Raw genomic sequence first — 19,605 nt, 5'->3', positions numbered from 1 at the left:
CACAAAACAAAAGGGAATATCCCTACCCCGAATTGAAAAAAAATTCTATTTTTGCTAAATAATATTCAGAGAGAAGCAGAAAGTTATGAAGGGACGGGAAGAAAACAGCCTGAAAACGCCGCGCAGCAGAGTCGTCGATATGTCTCTGTTCGGACAGCTGTTTAATACCTATTTTCAGGCACTGACCACTTACGCCTATCGCTTTGTCAACGACTGGCAGGCTGCGGAAGACATCACGCAGGATGTCTTTATGGCACTCTGGGTAAAAAAGGAAGAAATTGATTTCGACGAACCGATCAAGCCTTATCTCTACCGCGCTGTCTACAACCGTTCGATCAATTATCTCAACTCCGCCCTGATGCAAAAACGCATCGAAGGAGCGGACACGATCGACGAACTGATCAACCACGAAATCCTCAGTTACAACCAGCACGACACGCTTCTCTTGAAAGAGATCACAAACGAAATCGACTCCTTCGTCGAAACCCTCCCGCCCCAATGCCGGAAAGTCTACAAAATGAGCCGCGAAGAAAACCTGCGAAACAAAGAAATAGCCGCCCGCCTGGAAATAAGCGAAAAAGCGGTAGAAAAGCACATTTCCAAAGCCCTCAGCGAGATACGCAACCACTTGGTGCGCCTCGATATTCTGTCAATGCTTGTCTGCTTGATTGGGAAATCGATGTAATACTTAATAATTATTCGACCAGCTTATTAGAAAGAGCATACAAGGGCACGACTTTCACTTTTTCATAAGAGGAAAATGGTTCAAGGCTGGTACGTATTCCATATTCACATCCTTTCAACTCTATGAATTTATACATACTCTGCATGGAACCTGAATTATTGGCTTTCACCTCTATCGGGTAGATTTTGCCTTTCCGGCTGATTACATAATCGACTTCCGCCTGTGCATTCCGTTCCATACGTTGCCAGTAATACAATTCCGCCTTTTTCAAATAATCGGCATACTTGACCAATTCAAGCCCGGCAAACATTTCCGATAATCCGCCTTTGTTCACAAAATCCGCTTCACCGGCAATAAGAATATCCGCCGGTTGTACGCCCAGCAAGGATTGCATCAGCCCGATATCAAGAAAGAGATACTTACGGTATTTCGGATTGATTTCGGCTCCTAACGGAATACCGTTTGCAGCAGTGTGCGTAACAGGAATCACCAAACCTGCCAGTGCGAGCAGGGACAAGGCCTCTTTCACAACTGTTCCTCCCAGATTTTCACCCACTTGCGCATAAACAAACTTTTCTCCGGCTTGCAGGGCGACCGATTTCAATGTCTGTGAAAGAATCAAAGGGGATATCCGTGATTTATACTTCTTAAAATCATCCTGGTAGGTATCCAGTATATCATTATGCACGGTGGCACATTCTCTGTAATCAGATGTTTCTACCCAAACCCTTACCGCTTCCGGCATCCCTCCTACCAAATAAAAAGAACGTAGCTGCGAAATCATCTCTTCATGCAAAGATAGCGGAAGGGGATGTTCGCAATCCGCTTCATCCCGTTTATAGTCGACCTGCATACTAAGGCCTTGTGCTTCAAGAAACTCATCGAAAGAAAATGGATACATATACATAGAACGGATTCTTCCGACACCAAACGAGGGCAATTCGTTCAATGCAAACTCTAACAAAGAGCCGGCAGCTACTACATGAAGTTCGGGATAGTCCTCATAAAAATAACGCAAAGACGATATGGCTCGCTGGGATTCTTGTATCTCATCAATAAAAAGCAACGTTTCTCCGGGAATAATCGGAGTATTATAGATAGCCCCCAACTGGCTGCACAATTTCTTTACATCAAGGTTCTCGCCAAACAATTCCTTTACATTCCTTTGACGCTCCAGATTGATTTCAACAAAATATTTAAAGCCCTCACCCAGATGACGCACAGCCGATGATTTACCCACTTGTCTGGCTCCCCTTACCAATAAGGGTTTTCTGTTAGGACCATCTTTCCACTCTTCCAGATACAGGTCAATATGTCTTTTGAAATATTTCTTCATCACATCGCTATTTAATTGTTTGACAGTACAAATATACGACTTCCCCAAGAAAATCCAAACCGAAAAAACGGCAAAACTATAGAAAATCCAAACCAAATTTGGCCCGTTTTCACAGAAAATCCAAACCGAACTCACTTCTATAACAAAACGAAGCCCCGGCAGCATCTAACTGTCGGGGCTTGTTTTTTGTCTGCATTCGGTCTTCACAGAGGGAAAAGCAGATGAACTTTTAATTTCATTACTTTAGTATTATTAATATTAAATCTGACCGCTTGTTCACCTGTCACAGGATAATTGGTGTTGATTGGGATAAACGGATATTCATCCGTAATGTAGAGACGGACGGCCGTCCGTCTCTACGCGCATCCCGCACAATCCCGCGCGATCGAATTATTTGATTATAAATTCATTCTTATTTTACGATGGCTTTTACAGCTTCTTCGCCTTCGATAGCTACAACTACTACACCGGCAGGAGCAGCAATGGTTGCATTGTCAGAAGAAAGAACTGTGTTAGCTACTGTCTGGCCTAAGATGTTAGTGATAACAACTTTCTTGCCGGCAGCACCGATGATCTGAACACTACCTTCGGCAGCGATAACTGTTACATCTGAAGTTGAGATAACTTCATTGCCTGTCGGTTTCATATCAGTATCGTTGATTGCGAACAGTTGTGCTTGTCCTTTGTTACCCAATACCAATACACCGTTCAGATAACTTACATAAGTCTTAGCTGTTGTATTGGCTGCAGGAATGGATTCGATTCTGTAATAACCTTCGTTATCTTCGTCGATTGCAAATGCCCATGTTGCATTAGTAATACCCTCCTTATCTGCAATATTGATCGTATCTTTAGCAACAGCCTTCGGTTTAGCAATTGCCAGAGAATCGTTGTTACCAAATTCTACGCGGTTAGCGTGAACGAAACCGATACGAGTCAGACCATCCTGAGTATATTTAACAGTCTCATTAGAAGTAGAATCCGCATAGCTTACCATATAAGCCTTTGTATCGAATGAACCAACCTTTGCAGTATCAACCGGTTTAGTGATATAATATGCATAACGGTAGTTATTCGGACGGTTTACATAAGCAGTATCCAAACCAAGAACGAAGTCGTTATCCGTTGCAGCGGCTTTCAGTTCCAGACCTGTACGTTTGATTACGGCGAACGGCTTAACTGCTGTTACCTTAGAAGCCTCGTCACCCATCAGGGAGATAGTAACATTCTTCGGAGCGTCTGTTACGTTCAGATAAGATTCTGTTACAGATGATTCCAGGTTGAATGCCCAGTTAGTGATTTCTGTCGGAGCAACAACGACAACATTGCCATTCTGATCTACTGCAATCTTTTCAGATTCCAAATTGCCATTATCCTCAACATTCCACAATAATTCATACTGGCTTGCATTATCGTTTACACGACGCAGCTTCATAACATCTTTTGTTTCAAGTTTTGTCAACATTAAATCGTTGCCATCAGCTGTGACATTTCTGAAATACAAAGTATCTTCACCCAGGTACATTTCGAAGCCATAAGAAGCAGCGCTCAAGTTAGCATCGTTCAGTTCTACCAAAGTTCCGTCATTCTTAGCTTTCAGTTCCAATGCCTTATCTGCATCTGCAGTAGCCACTACAGAAGAGTCTTTGCCCATTGTCAGATAATATTTAGCTTCCGGATTTACGAAATTAGTAGCAGTCAGTTTGAATGTCAGATGATCTTTGTCTGCATCATTGATGTGTTTGTAACCTAAGTATTCATCTTTCATGTCAGGAACAGCAGTGATTTCCAAAGTGTCTTTGCCTGCAGTTACATAAATGTTGTTTTCTGCATCCTTAACGATGATCTTAGTTGCAGCACCAGTAAAGTAGTTCTTATTAGCATCACGGTTTGCCAATTGATAAGTTCCTTCCAACTTGTTAGCCGTTGTTACGATCCACTGAGTTGCCGGAACATTATTATATACGGCAGTTGCACCAACAATATTATCACCCGTTGTAGAAGTCATTACCTGATACGGTTTTCTTGCATCAGCTTTCTTCAGGCTCTTGATGAAATAAACATCACCTACTTCAAAGGCGGGTTTAGGACCTTCCAAGGATTTGAAAGTGATAGTCGTATTTTTATAAGAAGGATCATTAACATCAGCAGCCACAGATACTTCACGATGAGAGTTGTTTGCCAAAGAACGGATTACAACAACGGCCTTTGTCGGAGTAATACCTTTTGAATACCATTCGCCAGCAGTTGTTGCTGTCGGCATAAATGTATTGATTGTTACTTCGTCACCAGCAAGCTTTTCAGGATTAACAGTCAGCTGATAAGCAAACAGATTAATACATTTGCCAAATGCAGCCACAACCTCATTCTTAGTGCCAGTAGAGCTCAATGTATCAGCTTTAAACATGAAATACTGTTCTTTTTCTGCTACATAGTTTGTATCAACACACAGATAGGCTTGCTTTCCATCGATTAAAGAGTCGACGATTGCGATTGCATAATAGCCGTTAGCATCTGCAGTAAGAATATCTTTTGATTCTGTTTCTACACAATCGGCAATGGCAGCTGTTCCAACAGCCATTAAATCATCACCAACCATCACTTTATCAACTCCAGAAACACCTAACCCTGTACTCAAGAAGTTTCTCTGTAAAGATGTCAATCCACTAGTAGCAAATTTATCCAAATTAGTCTGCTCACGACCAGTCTTAAATGTTGCTGTAGCACTGGCATTTGTCTGATATGGATTGTTCGTGAACACATTCATAACAGAGTCCACTACTTGGAAAGCCAATTTTGCATCAGCCTCAATATCACTCAACATCTTATCAGCTCTTTTTACGACAGCCTGATATTCTTTCAACTTTTCGTCATCAGCTTTTAAAGCCTGACCACTTGTAAGCATAATTTCTTCAAACGAAAGGCGAACTGAATCTAATTTATTCCATAAAGCAGGATGTTCTGTACTGGACAATGATCTTAAATATTTCAATGCTTCTGTTGAAAAATCAGTTAATGCATCATCTAAATCGCGTTTATTTGCAGCAAGATCTATCAATTTACCATCAGTAGTAGCCTTATTAGCTTTTGCTGCAGAAATAGCAGTTGTCTGTTCTGCTTTATACGAAGCATAAGCCGGTTTGATTGCAGCAAATGCCTTTGCTAACGATTCTTTCGCTTTTGCAGAAGCTTCAGCATATTCAGTTGTATAAACCGCAGTTGAATACATACTACTAAAGGGAACCGCATGCAGTTTCTTTTCCGAGAATAAGTTACCAATTTCGCTATTCTTTACGTCATTTGAAAACTTCAGCTCGAAAGAATCATTTACATCTGCACTCAAGTCTACAGTAGCCAATGTAAAAGGATTTTCTTCCACGTCTTTCAACCATAATCCCATGATTTCACAATCACCACTTTTTGGTTCTACCTCCGGAACATCCGTAGGAGTTCCTTCTGCCATCATCACTTTAACAGCGCCATCTTTTACGACTAATGCATACTGATACATTTTGCCTGCAGTCGCATCATAGAAGTTAGTACGAGCATCCGGGCCTTTTGCAAAAGTAATAACGCCGTCTTCATCAATAGAAACTACATCGCTGTTTACAGTCATAGCACCAATGCCATCTGATGCGATATAGGCATACTGAGCCTTGTAGAACGAAGTTTGAGAAGCTTTAACATCCTTCTTTGAAACAGATAATTCCTGTCCTTCTTTGTTCACCAACTTGATTTCGTAATAGACTCCACCGGCGGCATTGACCTTCTGTTCTACAGTCGGTTTCCACAATGTTGCATTAAAATCTTCATAGAGTTTAATATCATCAGCCTTAACAATAGCAACAGAATCTCTCTTGCCATCTTCACTATGACCAATAATTACACGGCTGTTTGCTTCTCCCGACAATGCCACATGATAATACTTGGTAGTATCCAAGATCTTACCAGCTGCCATTGCAGTCGAAGACAATCCACCTGCCACCATTACGGCAGCCAAAAGAGTAGAAAATCTTTTGTTCATAATTCTAAAATGTTTAATTAATAATAATGTATAGTATATTGAATTTCTATATCGTCCTTATACTTCGTGTTCAATCACGACTTTTCTTAATCGTTGTAAAATGACGAGAGAAAACGTACGTTTTTTTTAGTCATTTATTTTTGCGATCTTTGCACTTCGTGTTGAGAACACGGTTTTTCGTACTCGTTAAGCTATTCTGTTGATAAGAAAGGACATAGAAATAAGAAATTTCTTTGAGGATATAGTTGCAGGTTTAAAACTTATGCCTATTTTTGTACCTGAAATATGACGAATCTAAACGTACGTTTTCGTTAGTCATTCTCCCCGCCATCAATAATTCACTATACATCAATTATTTACAACTGATTTTCACCCGTTTTTCACGCGAAAATCCGACGAATCTTCCGCTCCTCGACTTTCTTTTATCAGCTTGTTTGTCAATACTTTATATTTTTAAAGATTCTTCAAGATTAAGGCCGTTTCCGGGCGTTTTTTGAGAAATACGGGCAGCCTTGTCTATTTTTGTTAACGGCAAGCATCTCGGTTTAATTATTTTAAGACACAATCTTCAAGAACCCGTTGCCCTTTTACGCGCAGCCTGACTTTTTCAGAGCGGCAGGCATACTTCACAGACTTCCACCTTTTGTAACAGAAACACGCTTGGTCTTTCCTCCAATGCCGCCAATCAAGAGCTCTATTCACCTCCCGGATAAAAAGCGCCACAAGGGAGCTAATTTCCTTCAGCCCCATCCTTATTCCATTCGACTCCCACGCAATTCTTGTTCGACCCTCGTCAGACAGCTGTTCGACCCGGGTGGGACAGCTGTCCGACGAAGGTCAAACAACTGTCCGACCCGGGTCGAACAAGGATTGCATGGGAGTCCATACCAATTAGGATAAGGGTCTATGCTTATTTACTCCTTCATGGCCAAAAAGAAGACCGCGGACAGGGAGAAAGAGACAAAACTTTTCGACAAAAGTCTTTTCCTTCAGGATTGTTTCTATTTATAGAAACTTTTGTATCTTTGTCATGTTGGATGATAAGCACATGGAAGCAAGAGAGAAGTTTAAAGTGATATATTTGCCTAACGCCATAGAATTTCTACAAAAGATAGAAATCCGGGCACAGGAAAAGATTGTTTACAATATTAGAAAAGCAAGCTATGTTATAGATCCTAAGTTATTTAAAAAATTAGACAATACAGACATTTGGGAATTTAGGACCTTATATAATGGAACTCAATATCGCTTATTAGCATTTTGGGATAAAACACAGAATGTGGACACTTTGGTCATTGCAACTCATGGTTTTATAAAGAAAACCCAAAAGACTCCATTAAAAGAGATCGAAAAAGCAAATGAGATAATGAAAGAATATTTCGAATAAAAAATAAGGGACAATGGATAAAAAGAAATTTTATACACAAGAAGAAGTCGAGGATATGCTGATTGGGAAAAAAGGGACTCCAAGACGTGATAAATATGAAGAAGACTTGGAAATGTTCCGGATAGGTGAAGCTATCAAACAAGCAAGGCAAGCACAGAGACTCACCCAGGAAGAATTAGGGCGGTTAGTCGGTGTGCAAAAAGCTCAAATATCCAGGATAGAAAATGGTAAGAATCTGACATTTTCTACTGTAATAAAGTTATTAAAAGCGATGGGATTAAGTGCCCAGTTGGAAATAAGCAACTTAAATAAAATCGCTTTGTGCTAAAAAAACGTATGGTTAATATAGTAAATTACTATCTTTGCACCCTGTAAGCGAGGGATATCCTTTGTTATCCCTTGTACGAACGAATACCATTAATAAATCGACGATATGATTCTATTCTTTCAATCTCCTACAAAGACGGTGCTGGCTGTGGAGGCTGCACACGCTTTCTCTCCTGAAGATGTAGAAAAATTAGTTTGGGCGTTTAGCGAGGCAAAACCTCTCCAGGCTGAAACGCTGGAAGGCTGGTACGTGGGACCGCGCCGGGAAATGATCACCCCCTGGAGTACGAATGCTGTGGAAATCACCCAGAATATGGGGCTCACAGGCATCGCACGCATCGAGGAATACTTCCCCGTTTCATCGGGCGAAGCCGAACACGACCCGATGTTGCAACGCATCTACAACGGTCTGAACCAGGACATCTTCACGATCAGTAAACAACCGGACCCGATTGTCTATATCGAAGATATCGCCGCCTACAACAAGCAGGAAGGACTGGCGTTGAGCGACGAAGAAGTAGCTTACCTCAACGAAGTAAGCCAGAAGCTGGAACGCCGGCTGACCGACAGCGAAGTGTACGGCTTTGCACAGGTAAACTCGGAACACTGCCGCCACAAGATCTTCGGCGGTACGTTCATCATCGACGGAGAAGAGAAAGAAAGCTCCCTCTTTAACCTGATTAAGAAAACTTCGGCGGAGAACCCGAACAAGTTGGTTTCCGCCTATAAAGATAACGTGGCGTTCAACGAAGGCCCGGTGATCGAACAGTTTGCCCCGGCAAGCGGCGACAAACCTGATTTCTATGAAGTGAAGGAAATCAAATCGGTTATCTCACTGAAAGCCGAAACGCACAACTTCCCGACAACAGTCGAGCCGTTCAACGGCGCTGCAACGGGTTCGGGCGGTGAGATACGCGACCGTCTGGGCGGTGGTAAGGCTTCGCTTCCGATTGCCGGAACGGCTGTCTACATGACTGCTTACCCGCGTACCGAAGGTGCACGCGAATGGGAAAAGATCCTCGACCCGCGTCCCTGGTTGTACCAGACTCCGGAACAGATTCTGATCAAGGCGTCGAACGGTGCTTCCGATTTCGGTAACAAGTTCGGACAACCGCTGATCTGCGGTTCGGTGCTGACATTCGAACATGAAGAGAACAACAAGAAATATGCTTACGACAAGGTGATCATGCTTGCCGGTGGTGTGGGTTATGCCAATATGCGCGACGCGCTGAAGGGCGATCCCGAACCGGGCGAAAAGGTCGTGCTGTTAGGTGGTGACAACTACCGCATCGGTATGGGCGGCGGCGCCGTTTCATCGGTGAACACAGGCCAGTACACCAGCGGTATCGAGCTGAACGCCGTACAGCGTGCCAACCCGGAAATGCAGAAACGTGTTTCCAACGTAATCCGTGCCATTGCCGAGTCGGACAACAATCCGGTCATCTCTATCCACGACCACGGCGCAGGCGGCCACCTGAACTGCCTCTCCGAGCTGGTGGAAGCTACCGGAGGACATATCGACATGAGCCAGTTGCCTGTTGGCGACCCGACACTTTCCGCCAAGGAAATTGTGGGTAACGAGAGCCAGGAACGTATGGGCTTGCTGATGAAGGAAGAGGATGTTGCCCGCGTACGACGCATTGCCGACCGCGAACGCTCTCCGATGTATGTCGTAGGTGAAACGACCAACGACATGAAGTTTGTCTTTGAACAGGCCGACGGCGTGAAACCGATCGACATCAAACTCGAATATATGTTCGGCAAGCCGCCGAGAACAATCATGAAGGACCATACGGTTGAAGAGACCTACGCTCCGGTGGTTTATAAAGAATCCGAACTGCACCATTATCTGGAAAACGTGCTTCAATTAGAAGCTGTGGCATGTAAGGACTGGTTGACCAACAAGGTGGACCGTTCCGTGACAGGCAAGATCGCCCGCCAGCAGTGCCAGGGTGAATTGCAGTTGCCGTTGAGCGACTTAGGTGCCGTAGCGTTGGACTATCGCGGGAAAGCGGGTATCGCCACTTCTATCGGTCACGCTCCGCAGGTGGCAATGGTCGATCCGGCTGCCGGTTCGGTTATGGCGATCGCAGAATCATTGACGAACATCGTCTTTGCTCCGCTGGCCGACAAGCTGGCTGGTGTTTCCTTGAGTGCCAACTGGATGTGGCCGTGCCGCAACGAAGGTGAAGACGCCCGCCTCTATACGGCTGTTCAGGCGGCATCTGACTTTGCCTGTGCCTTAGGCATCAATATCCCGACAGGTAAAGACTCTTTGTCGATGACGCAGAAGTATGGAGACGACAAGGTGATCGCTCCGGGTACGGTTATCATTTCGGCAGGTGCTGAGGTGAGCGACATCCGCAAGATCGTTTCTCCGGTATTGGCGCATGAAAAGAATTCTTACATATATTATATAGACTTCTCGTTCGACACGATGAAGTTAGGTGGTTCGGCTCTTGCACAGGTGCTGAACAAGTTAGGCAACGAAGTGCCGACCGTAAAGGACAGCGAATATTTCGCCGACGCGTTCAACGCAGTCCAGGATGCAATCGAAAAAGGCCTGATCCTGGCCGGACACGATATCTCGGCCGGCGGTATGATCACGACATTGCTCGAGATGTGTTTCGCCAACGTGGAAGGCGGTCTGGAAGTAAATTTGGACAAGCTGTCCGAACAGGATATCGTCAAGATCCTGTTTGCCGAAAACCCAGGTATCCTGGTTCAGGTGAAAGACAAGAAAGCATTCGAGAAGCTGATGGAAGAAGCAGGCGTAGGCTTTGCCGCTATCGCCAAGCCGACCAGCGAACGTCATATCCTAATTTCCAAAGAAGGCATCCAGTATCATTTCGGCATCGACTATATGCGTGACGTTTGGTACGAATCGTCTTACAAGCTGGATATCAAGCAGAGCGGCAGCGTATGTGCAGGCAACCGCTTCGAAAACTATAAGATGCAGCCGCTGGAATTCAAATATCCGAAAGGCTTCACCGGCAAGCTGTCTGCTTACGGCCTGACAGCCGACCGCAAAGGCCAGAGCGGAATCCGTGCCGCTGTCATCCGTGAAAAGGGTTGCCAGTGCGAACGCGAGACTTCTTACGCCCTGTATCTGGCCGGTTTCGATGTGAAAGACGTTCACATGACCGACCTGGCTTCCGGACGCGAGACGTTGGAAGATGTAAACATGATCGTCTTCTGCGGCGGTTTCTCCAACTCCGATGTCCTGGGCTCTGCCAAAGGATGGGCCGGCGGTTTCTTATATAACGAGAAAGCGAAGAAGGCATTGGATAACTTCTATGCACGTCCCGACACGCTGAGTTTGGGTATCTGTAACGGTTGTCAGCTGATGGCCGAATTAGGCGTGGTTTATCCGGAGCATGAAAAGAAACATAAGATGTTGCACAACGATTCGCACAAGCTCGAATCGAACTTCATCACGGTCGAGATTCCGAAGAACCATTCGGTTATGTTCGGCTCGATGAGCGGTTTGAAGTTGGGTATCTGGATCACGCACGGAGAAGGCAAGTTCTCTTTCCCGTACGAAGAAAAGGAATATCACATTGCGCTGAAGTACAACTACGAAGGCTATCCCGCCAACCCGAACGGTTCGCCCTGGTCGGTTGCCGGTGTTTGCTCGCACGACGGTCGCCACATGGCTATGATGCCTCACTTGGAACGCGCCATGTTCCCCTGGCAGTGCGGTTACTATCCGGAAGATCGCCGCAACAACGACGAAGTCACTCCCTGGATCGAAGGTTTCGTGAATGCACGGAAGTGGATTGAAGGCCATAAATAAACAGACATATCACATGAAGAGAGGTGCACCGGATTTCCGATGCACCTCTTGTTTATTATATCCGGCTATTAATTTGTTCCCTTCACTTTAATGTCTATCTTCGCAACGTAAATATAAACCTTTACTAAAAATGGAAGAATTACAAGTTATCCAGAACAAGATTTATGAGATCAGAGGATATAAAGTCATGTTAGATTTCGATCTGGCTGAGCTCTATGGAGTTGAAACAGCCCAATTAAAACGTTCTGTTCGACGTAATATGAAACGATTTGAAGGGGATGATTTTATGTTTGAGTTAACTCGGGAGGAACTTTCAAGATGCCATTTTGGCATCTTGAACAAAGGAAGAGGTTTTAACATTAAGTATTTGCCTTTTGCTTTTACAGAATTAGGTGTAGCGATGCTTAGTAGTGTTCTTAAATCCGATATTGCCATTGAAATCGAATCTCTATCTTAGTAACGTAAATATAAACCTTTACTAAAATTCACAATAGATGGAAGAATTACAAGTTATCCAAAGCAAGATTTATGAAATCAGAGGGTACAAAGTTATGCTGGATTTTGATCTGGCTGAAATGTACCAAGTAGAAACTAAACGATTGAAAGAAGCTGTCAGGCGAAACATGGAACGTTTTGAAGGAGAAGATTTTATGTTTGAACTCAGTAAAGAGGAAGTCATAGAACTTTCAAGGTCGCAATTTGCGACCTTGAACAAAGGAAGAGGCTACAATTTCAAATATGCTCCTTTTGCTTTCACCGAATTTGGAGTTGCCATGCTGAGCGGTGTCCTTAATTCTAAATTAGCAATTGAAACCAATCGGAGTATCATTCGTGCTTTTGTTGCCATGCGACAACTTATGATTAGTCCGCCCATAGATAAATTCACCCTACTCCAAAATGAAGTAAAAGAACTCAAAGAATATATCGAAGAAGTCTTTGCCGATTACAACGATATCAACGACGACACCCGTATGCAATTGGAACTGATAAACCAAACGCTGGCTGAATTGCAAAGTAAAAAGAACTTAATTGATAAACCCCGGCCAAAGATTGGCTTTGTGAAATAGAATATCTATCTTAGTAACGTAAATATAAACCTTTACTAAATTTACGACAAATGGAAGAATTACAAGTTATCCAGAACAAGATTTATGAGATTAGAGGGTATAAAGTTATGCTGGATCGTGATCTGGCTGAAATGTATGGAGTTCAGACTAAAGTATTGAACCAAGCAGTCAAACGGAACCCCGATCGTTTTCCTGAAGACTTTATGTTTCAGTTAACCGATAATGAAACCCAAATTTGGAAGTCACAAATTGTGACCTCCAATTCTATAAAGATGGGAGTTCGAAGAAATCCATATGCTTTCACGGAACATGGAGTTATAATGCTCGCAAGTGTGCTAAGAAGTGATATAGCAGTACAGACCAGTATTTTAATAACTCGTGCTTTCGTTGCTATTCGGGAATTAATATTAAATCCTCCAACGGACAAGGTTACGGAACTCCAGCAAGAAATAAAAGAATTGAAAACGTATGTCGAAGAAGCTTTTGCCGATTACAACGACATCAACGACGACACCCGTATGCAGTTGGAACTGATTAACCAAACACTGGCTGAATTGCAAAGTAAAAAGAGCTTGAATGACAAACCAAGACCAAAAATTGGCTTTGTGAAATAGAATCTCTATCTTCGCGCTCAAATCATAAAACACATATAAGAATGAAAAAGTCGCTATTCATACTTGCTGTTGCAAGCCTGCTGTCAGGCTTCATTTCCTGTTCCGACAAACAAGGAATAACAAATCAGGATAAACCGGCTCTGATTCCCGCTCCGCAAGAGATTACAGTAAAGAATGATTTTTTCAGCCTTACACGCCGTGCCGCAATCACGCTCGACTCATCCAATCCGGAACTGCTGAAGATTGTGCATTACCTGAATAGCAAGACAGCTCCCGCTACCGGTTTCGAAATACCGGTTGAGAAACACGGGAACATCAAATTCGAGCTGGCAGACGATACAACACTCGGAGCAGAAGGCTATCACCTGTTGGTCAAACACGGCGACGTCATCATTACCGCACACCAGCCTGCCGGGATCTTCTACGGTGTGCAAACCTTGTTGCAAATGCTTCCCCCACAGATAAAGAGCGACCGGAAACAGGAAGGCTTCGACTGGACGATCCCATGCGCCGACATCACCGACAAACCGCAGTTTGCCTGGCGCGGACTAATGCTGGACGTCAGCCGGCACTGGTTCACCAAAGAGGAAGTGAAGAAATATATCGACCAACTGGCCGAATACAAGATGAATGTCTTCCACTGGCATCTGACCGACGACCAGGGCTGGCGCCTGGAAATAAAATCACTGCCCCGCCTGACGGAGGTCGGCGCCTGGCGTGCGCCCCGTGTCGGACAATGGTGGCAACGCGAAAAGCAGCTGCCCGGCGAAGAGGCGACTTACGGAGGCTTCTACACGCAAGATGACGTGAAAGAAGTGCTGGCCTACGCGGCAGAGCGGTATGTGCGCGTCATTCCTGAAATAGATGTTCCGGGCCATAGCCTCGCGGCTCTTGTCGCCTATCCCGAGCTGGCCTGTATAAAAGCGCCTGAGACTGTCGGCGTAGGAAATAAATTTTACGGAGAAGACGAGAACACGCTTTGCATCGGCAAAGAGACGACCTTCGAGTTTATGGACAAGGTGTTAACGGAAGTCGCCGCCCTCTTCCCGGACGAATATGTCCATATCGGCGGGGATGAATGTTTCAAAGGTTTCTGGCACAAATGCCCGCGCTGTCAGGCCCGTATGAAAGCGGAGAACCTGAAAGACGAAAACGAATTGCAGAGCTATTTTATCCACCGCATGGAAAGCCTGTTGAAAGAGAAAGGGAAAAAGCTGATCGGCTGGGATGAAATCATCGAAGGCGGACTGGCTCCCGATGCCACTGTCATGAGTTGGCGTGGCATGGAAGGCGGTATCAAATCGGCCAAAGCCGGCCATCATGTGATTATGACACCGGCCGAACATTGCTACATCGACCTTTGGCAGGGAGAACCGTCCGTAGAGCCGGACACCTACTCCATGTGCCGCCTGAAAGACTCCTACAGTTTCAATCCGGTTCCCGACGGCGTACCGGCAGAAATGATATTAGGCGGACAAGGCAACCTCTGGGCTGAATCGGTCCCGACTTTCCGCCATGCCGAATATATGACCTGGCCACGCGGATGGGCCCTTGCCGAAGTGCTCTGGACCGGACCGGAGAAGGCAAACTGGGACCAGTTCTGGCCACGTGTCGAACAGCATTTCCTGCGTGCGGATAAAGCACAAATTAAATATGCCCGTAGCATGTATAACGCTATTGTTACACCCCGCTATACGGAGGACGGTTCATTGGAAATCGCACTGGACAGCGAACCGGGCAATCTTGACATCTACTATACATTCGACAATACAGACCCAGACAACTTCACACCCAAGTATGAAGCTCCGCTCCGCGTTCCCAAGAACGCAACCTGGCTGCGTGTCGTCACCTACCGGGACAATCGCCCGATAGGCAAAGTTATTACATTAACGATTAAGGAATTGGAGAAACGGGCGGAAGATACCCGCCGCGTCATCGGCAACCTGTAACAGAAATGTAATATGTATGTCGTAAATGTGAAACAATATTTCTATTCCTTTGCAGTGTAAATTATAACGATAAATGATGATTTATGGGTGAGCGGATAACGACCTCGTAGGGGCGGTTTGCAAACCGCCCGAATAGCGACGTTGTCTTAGGGCTGTAAGCCCGGCAGATCTCAGCCCAAGGCGTGAGCCTTGGGTTAAGGGGACGTCTCTCTCCCCCCTCTTAGCCCTGTAAGGGCGGCACCGGTAACATCCTGTGTCACAAGGTATCGCCCTTACAGGGCTCGAAGACGGGAGATGGACCTATTTAAACCCAAGGCTCACGCCTTGGGCTATGATCTGTCGCCCTTACAGGGCTTTGGGCGGTTCGCGAACCGCCCCTACGACGGCGGTTATCGTATCATCGTAAATCATCATTTAATCCCTAAAAACTCAGGAATGAAATTAAGAACAATTATCGCATTCTGCCTGTTGGCCCTGCTTCCGTTTGCCCTGCTGGCACAGGAAGCGCCGGAGATGGAAAAACTAAATGCCCGTGTAGATTCATTGGCAGAAGAGACAACGACACTGGGCAACCTGGTCCAAAAACTCAATAAATTCAAAGTATCCGCGTATATACAAGGACAATTCCAATATGGACAGGAAGATGCAACCTTGAAGGTGGGCGACAAAAACGAGCATACAGATAAAGGCTTCAACCGCTTCGGCATCCGGCGCGGACGATTGAAATTTGAATATAATGACGGTATCGGAACCGGCGCCGTGCAGCTCGAAGCTAACGATAAAGGCGTCAGCTTCCGCGATCTGTATATCGGAATCAAAGATCCCTGGACCAAACGCAGCCAATTGATGGCCGGTGTGTTCAACCGCCCTTTCGGTCATGAAATCGGTTACTCTACCAGCGGCCTCGAATCGCCCGAACGTGCAACAATCATCCAGTATTTCTTCCCCGACGAACGCGACTTAGGTGCCATGCTGACACTCCGCGCAAATAAGACAAGCCCTCTTGCCTTCCTCCGCCTGGACGCAGGTCTCTTCGCCGGTAACAGTATTAACCGTGAGACTGACAGCCGGAAAGACTTCATCGGCCGCCTCGGAGCAGAGAAAGAAATCGGCAACTGGGCGAAATGGGGATTAGGCCTCTCCTACTACAACGGCGGTGTCTACAATCCGACTACGACTGCTTACGAGCTTCAAGGTAAACAATTCGTCGAAATCGACAAAGGCGAAACCGGTACCTATATGAAACGTGAATACATCGGCATGGATGCACAATTCTCCTTCCATAGTTCCTGGGGTATCACAACCCTCCGGGGTGAAGGATTATTAGGAACACAACCCGGCATCGCCGGCAGCAGCAAAAGTCCGAACACCGGGACACGCCCCGAAAACCTGCCGGAAAACTCGCTGTTCAAACGTCCCTTCATCGGCTATTTCTTCTATCTGGTACAGGACATCGGAGCATCTCCTTTCTCAGCCGTATTGAAATATGACACTTATGATCCCAACACCAAACTGAAAGGGAACGAGATCGGTGTCGAAAACAGTTTCACCTCAAAGACAGACCTTGCCCAAAGTACCCTGGGTATCGGGGCTCTCTATCGTTTCAACAAACACATCCGCGTACAAGCTTACTACGAATTTAACTTTAATGAAAAGAGCGACTTCGTAAAAGGCTATGAAAAAGACCGGAAGGATAATGTCTTCACGCTTCGCCTGCAATATAAGTTTTAATACAAACGTAACATCTGTTTCACACCCTTGCAACACCTCTGTAGTTACTTTGCATACAGAAATTTAATTCATATTTAGCGAAATGAAAAAGACGATTATCCTGGCAGCTATGGCCGCCTGTTTGTTTACATCAAATGTATTTGCACAGAAAATCAAAGGAAGTGACACCTGCCTGCCGCTCAGTCAGACAGAAGCAGAGAACTTCATGAACAAAAATAAATCAGCTAAAATAACGGTAACCGGCGGTGGTTCCGGTGTCGGTATTTCAGCATTAATGGAAGGGACAACCGATATTGCCATGTCTTCCCGTAAAATGAAGTTCGACGAGAAAGTCAAACTTCAGGAAGCAAAGAAGAACACGAAAGAAGTGGTTATCGCTTACGACGCGTTGGCTGTAGTCGTACACCCGTCCAATAAAGTGTCCAACCTGACCCGCGAGCAACTGGAAGGAATCTTCACCGGAAAGATCAAAAACTGGAAAGAAGTGGGCGGCGCCGACATGAAAATCGTTGCCTATTCGCGTGAAACCTCTTCCGGAACTTACGAGTTCTTCAAGGAAAGCGTTCTGAAGAACAAGAACTATATGAACGGCATCCTCAGTATGCCCGCAACCGGAGCTATCATCCAGTCTGTCAGCCAGACAAAAGGAGCAATCGGCTATGTCGGCCTGGCCTACGTAAATAAAGAGGTAAAACCGATCCATGTATCGTATGATGCAGGCAAATCATTTACCGAACCGTCTTTCGAGAACGCAAAGAACAAAACTTATCCGATCGTCCGTCCGCTTTTCTACTACTATGAAGTAAAAAACGAGGGAAAAGTAAAGCCATTTATCGATTATATTCTTTCTTCAGAAGGGCAGGCAACAGTGAAACAAGTCGGTTACATCCCGGTCAAATAAGTTAAATAATGCAAGTTAACCCAGGACAGAGCGACACTCTGTCCTTTTTTATTCCCGCGAAGCCTTGGTGCACATAATTTACAGATTTGTGCAATATTATTGGTGCTTTTTGCACATTCTTTGGTTAAATATGCTACCTTTGTCCCAATATCTTTTATAAACATATTTTTTAGTCACATGAAGACATTAACAATTGGGGATCTTAAGGCCCGCATTCCAATCATCCAAGGTGGAATGGGCGTAGGAATCTCTCTTTCCGGCTTAGCCTCAGCCGTTGCAAATGAAGGTGGGATTGGCGTTATCTCCGCCGCCGGTCTCGGACTCTTATATAAAAAGCTTTCTCCCAACTACACAGAAGCCGGAAATCTCGGTCTTGCAGCTGAAATACGGAAAGCCCGCGAAAAAGCAAAAGGCATCATCGGTGTGAACGTGATGGTTGCCCTCTCTGATTTTGCCGAACTGGTTAAAACCAGTATCGCAGAAAAGGTAGACATTATCTTCAGTGGAGCAGGCTTGCCCCTGGACTTACCTTCATTCCTGAAGAAAGACAGCGTGACGAAGCTGGTACCCATCGTATCGAGCGCACGTGCCACCCGCATCATCTGCGAGAAATGGAAAAACAACTACGACTATCTCCCCGATGCGATCGTGCTGGAAGGCCCGAAAGCAGGCGGACACTTAGGCTATAAGGAAAACCAGTTGGAAGACGAGCACTTCTCGTTGGAAGAACTGCTGCCCCAAGTAGTAGAAGAAGTATCCCACTTCGAAGAAAAATATAACAAGAGAATCCCGGTAATTGCAGCAGGAGGCATTTATACGGGTGAAGATATCAAACGTGTGATGGACCTTGGAGCATCAGGCGTTCAGTTAGGTACCCGTTTCGTTCCCACCACCGAGTGCGACGCTTCCGAGGCTTTCAAGGAAAGCTATGTAAAAGCGGAAGAAAAGGACATCGAGATCATCAAAAGTCCGGTCGGCATGCCTGGAAGAGCGATACACAGCACATTCTTGCAGAAGGTGAAAGATGGCTTGAAACAACCGAAGAGCTGCCCTTTCAACTGCATCAAGACTTGCGATATTTCGAGAAGCCCCTATTGCATCATTGCCGCTTTGTATAACGCATTCAAAGGCAATTTCGAAAACGGTTACGCGTTTGCCGGCAGCAACGCCTGGCGAACGACCCGGATCATGTCGGTAAAAGAAACGATCAACGAGCTGATCAATGACTGGAAAGCAAAAGAGTAATATCTGATATTCCTTACAATGTAAAAAGGGCGTCCCGTGATGGATGCCCTTTTTGCGTTATCTATAGGTGCCGCCACCGCTCAGGCGAATCTTTGTGCAACTGATACTTATAGTTCATATTGTTAAACATGATGTAGTCATAAATAGTCAGTTTCAGACTGTTCGTTTCAACTGTTTCGGAAGCTGTCTTCAGCGCATTATGCGAGATGATACACAACTTGGCAAATAGCTCAAAACATAAGAAATAATGAGTCATCCCCTTCCCGCGCTCCGACGCGGGATCGCAAAATAGCCTGCCGTATCCTGAATCATAAATGATGATTTATGGGTGTGTTTGTAACGGCCTCGTAGGGGCGGTTCGCGAACCGCCAAAATAGCGACGTTGTCTTAGGGCTGTAAGCCCGGCAGATCTCAGCCCAAGGCGTGAGCCTTGGGTTAAGGGGACGTCTCTCCCCCCTTCTTAGCCCTGTAAGGGCGGCACCGTTAACGGCCTGTGTCACAAGGTATCGCCCTTACAGATACTATGATAAAAAGCAAACAAAA

The 19,605-nt window shown here is 45.3% G+C and carries 12 protein-coding genes and 1 pseudogene; 11 read left to right on the top strand and 2 right to left on the bottom strand.

Features of this window, described 5'->3' with window-relative positions; genetic code table 11:
- Positions 1-85 precede the first annotated feature (85 nt).
- The gene (locus DWW90_RS12020) at positions 86-685 is read left to right on the top strand and encodes an RNA polymerase sigma-70 factor (protein ID WP_122345137.1); all 600 of its coding nucleotides are present in this window, start codon (positions 86-88) and stop codon (positions 683-685) included.
- 10 nt (positions 686-695) lie between these two features.
- Here the strand turns inward: DWW90_RS12020 and DWW90_RS12015 are convergent, their stop codons facing one another.
- Positions 696-2,021, bottom strand: coding sequence for an ATP-binding protein (locus DWW90_RS12015; RefSeq protein ID WP_122345136.1), 1,326 nt, complete (start codon positions 2,019-2,021; stop codon positions 696-698).
- A gap of 412 nt (positions 2,022-2,433) precedes the next feature.
- The gene (locus tag DWW90_RS12010) at positions 2,434-6,045 is read right to left on the bottom strand and encodes a DUF6383 domain-containing protein (RefSeq protein WP_147382427.1); all 3,612 of its coding nucleotides are present in this window, start codon (positions 6,043-6,045) and stop codon (positions 2,434-2,436) included.
- 1,048 nt (positions 6,046-7,093) lie between these two features.
- On the opposite strand from DWW90_RS12010, the gene DWW90_RS12000 reads away from it, so the two are divergent.
- From DWW90_RS12000 to DWW90_RS11955, 10 genes and pseudogenes are all read left to right on the top strand, one after another.
- On the top strand, positions 7,094-7,432 hold the full coding sequence (locus tag DWW90_RS12000) for a type II toxin-antitoxin system RelE/ParE family toxin (protein WP_122345190.1): 339 nt from the start codon (positions 7,094-7,096) through the stop codon (positions 7,430-7,432).
- A 13-nt stretch (positions 7,433-7,445) separates the two neighbouring features.
- Positions 7,446-7,760: a helix-turn-helix domain-containing protein gene (locus tag DWW90_RS11995; protein ID WP_122331807.1), complete on the top strand. Its 315-nt coding sequence runs from the start codon at positions 7,446-7,448 to the stop codon at positions 7,758-7,760.
- A 105-nt stretch (positions 7,761-7,865) separates the two neighbouring features.
- Positions 7,866-11,555, top strand: a complete 3,690-nt coding sequence (gene purL / locus DWW90_RS11990) for a phosphoribosylformylglycinamidine synthase (protein ID WP_122345133.1) — start codon at positions 7,866-7,868, stop codon at positions 11,553-11,555.
- 130 nt (positions 11,556-11,685) lie between these two features.
- Positions 11,686-11,997 (top strand): annotated as a pseudogene (locus DWW90_RS11985) (ORF6N domain-containing protein); the annotation flags it as partial.
- A 52-nt stretch (positions 11,998-12,049) separates the two neighbouring features.
- Complete coding sequence (locus DWW90_RS11980; RefSeq protein ID WP_122345132.1) at positions 12,050-12,622, top strand: ORF6N domain-containing protein; 573 nt, start codon at positions 12,050-12,052, stop codon at positions 12,620-12,622.
- A 50-nt stretch (positions 12,623-12,672) separates the two neighbouring features.
- Positions 12,673-13,236, top strand: coding sequence for an ORF6N domain-containing protein (locus DWW90_RS11975; protein ID WP_122345131.1), 564 nt, complete (start codon positions 12,673-12,675; stop codon positions 13,234-13,236).
- A 41-nt stretch (positions 13,237-13,277) separates the two neighbouring features.
- On the top strand, positions 13,278-15,185 hold the full coding sequence (locus DWW90_RS11970; RefSeq protein ID WP_122345130.1) for a beta-N-acetylhexosaminidase: 1,908 nt from the start codon (positions 13,278-13,280) through the stop codon (positions 15,183-15,185).
- Positions 15,186-15,620: 435 nt separating this feature from the next.
- The gene (locus DWW90_RS11965) at positions 15,621-16,916 is read left to right on the top strand and encodes a hypothetical protein (RefSeq protein ID WP_122345129.1); all 1,296 of its coding nucleotides are present in this window, start codon (positions 15,621-15,623) and stop codon (positions 16,914-16,916) included.
- Positions 16,917-16,998: 82 nt separating this feature from the next.
- Complete coding sequence (locus DWW90_RS11960) at positions 16,999-17,817, top strand: phosphate ABC transporter substrate-binding protein (protein WP_115500401.1); 819 nt, start codon at positions 16,999-17,001, stop codon at positions 17,815-17,817.
- Between the two features lie 177 nt (positions 17,818-17,994).
- Positions 17,995-19,062 (top strand): nitronate monooxygenase family protein, encoded by a 1,068-nt coding sequence (locus DWW90_RS11955; protein ID WP_122345128.1) that lies wholly within the window; start codon positions 17,995-17,997, stop codon positions 19,060-19,062.
- Positions 19,063-19,605: the final 543 nt, after the last annotated feature.

Source organism: Parabacteroides sp. AF17-28 (assembly GCF_003479205.1).
In the GTDB taxonomy this organism is placed as follows: Bacteria; Bacteroidota; Bacteroidia; order Bacteroidales; family Tannerellaceae; genus Parabacteroides; species Parabacteroides acidifaciens.
This window is presented reverse-complemented; position numbering and strand designations above follow the sequence as displayed.

What these genes read in the sequence shown, in the direction of transcription:
- DWW90_RS12020 (WP_122345137.1), top strand. Translation starts at nt 86, where the DNA reads ATGAAGGGACGGGAAGAAAACAGCCTGAAAACGCCGCGCAGCAGAGTC.
- DWW90_RS11975 (WP_122345131.1), top strand. Translation starts at nt 12,673, where the DNA reads ATGGAAGAATTACAAGTTATCCAGAACAAGATTTATGAGATTAGAGGG.
- DWW90_RS12010 (WP_147382427.1), bottom strand. Translation starts at nt 6,045, where the DNA reads ATGAACAAAAGATTTTCTACTCTTTTGGCTGCCGTAATGGTGGCAGGT.
- DWW90_RS12000 (WP_122345190.1), top strand. Translation starts at nt 7,094, where the DNA reads ATGGAAGCAAGAGAGAAGTTTAAAGTGATATATTTGCCTAACGCCATA.
- DWW90_RS11955 (WP_122345128.1), top strand. Translation starts at nt 17,995, where the DNA reads ATGAAGACATTAACAATTGGGGATCTTAAGGCCCGCATTCCAATCATC.
- purL (WP_122345133.1), top strand. Translation starts at nt 7,866, where the DNA reads ATGATTCTATTCTTTCAATCTCCTACAAAGACGGTGCTGGCTGTGGAG.
- DWW90_RS11980 (WP_122345132.1), top strand. Translation starts at nt 12,050, where the DNA reads ATGGAAGAATTACAAGTTATCCAAAGCAAGATTTATGAAATCAGAGGG.
- DWW90_RS11960 (WP_115500401.1), top strand. Translation starts at nt 16,999, where the DNA reads ATGAAAAAGACGATTATCCTGGCAGCTATGGCCGCCTGTTTGTTTACA.
- DWW90_RS11995 (WP_122331807.1), top strand. Translation starts at nt 7,446, where the DNA reads ATGGATAAAAAGAAATTTTATACACAAGAAGAAGTCGAGGATATGCTG.
- DWW90_RS11970 (WP_122345130.1), top strand. Translation starts at nt 13,278, where the DNA reads ATGAAAAAGTCGCTATTCATACTTGCTGTTGCAAGCCTGCTGTCAGGC.
- DWW90_RS11965 (WP_122345129.1), top strand. Translation starts at nt 15,621, where the DNA reads ATGAAATTAAGAACAATTATCGCATTCTGCCTGTTGGCCCTGCTTCCG.
- DWW90_RS12015 (WP_122345136.1), bottom strand. Translation starts at nt 2,021, where the DNA reads ATGAAGAAATATTTCAAAAGACATATTGACCTGTATCTGGAAGAGTGG.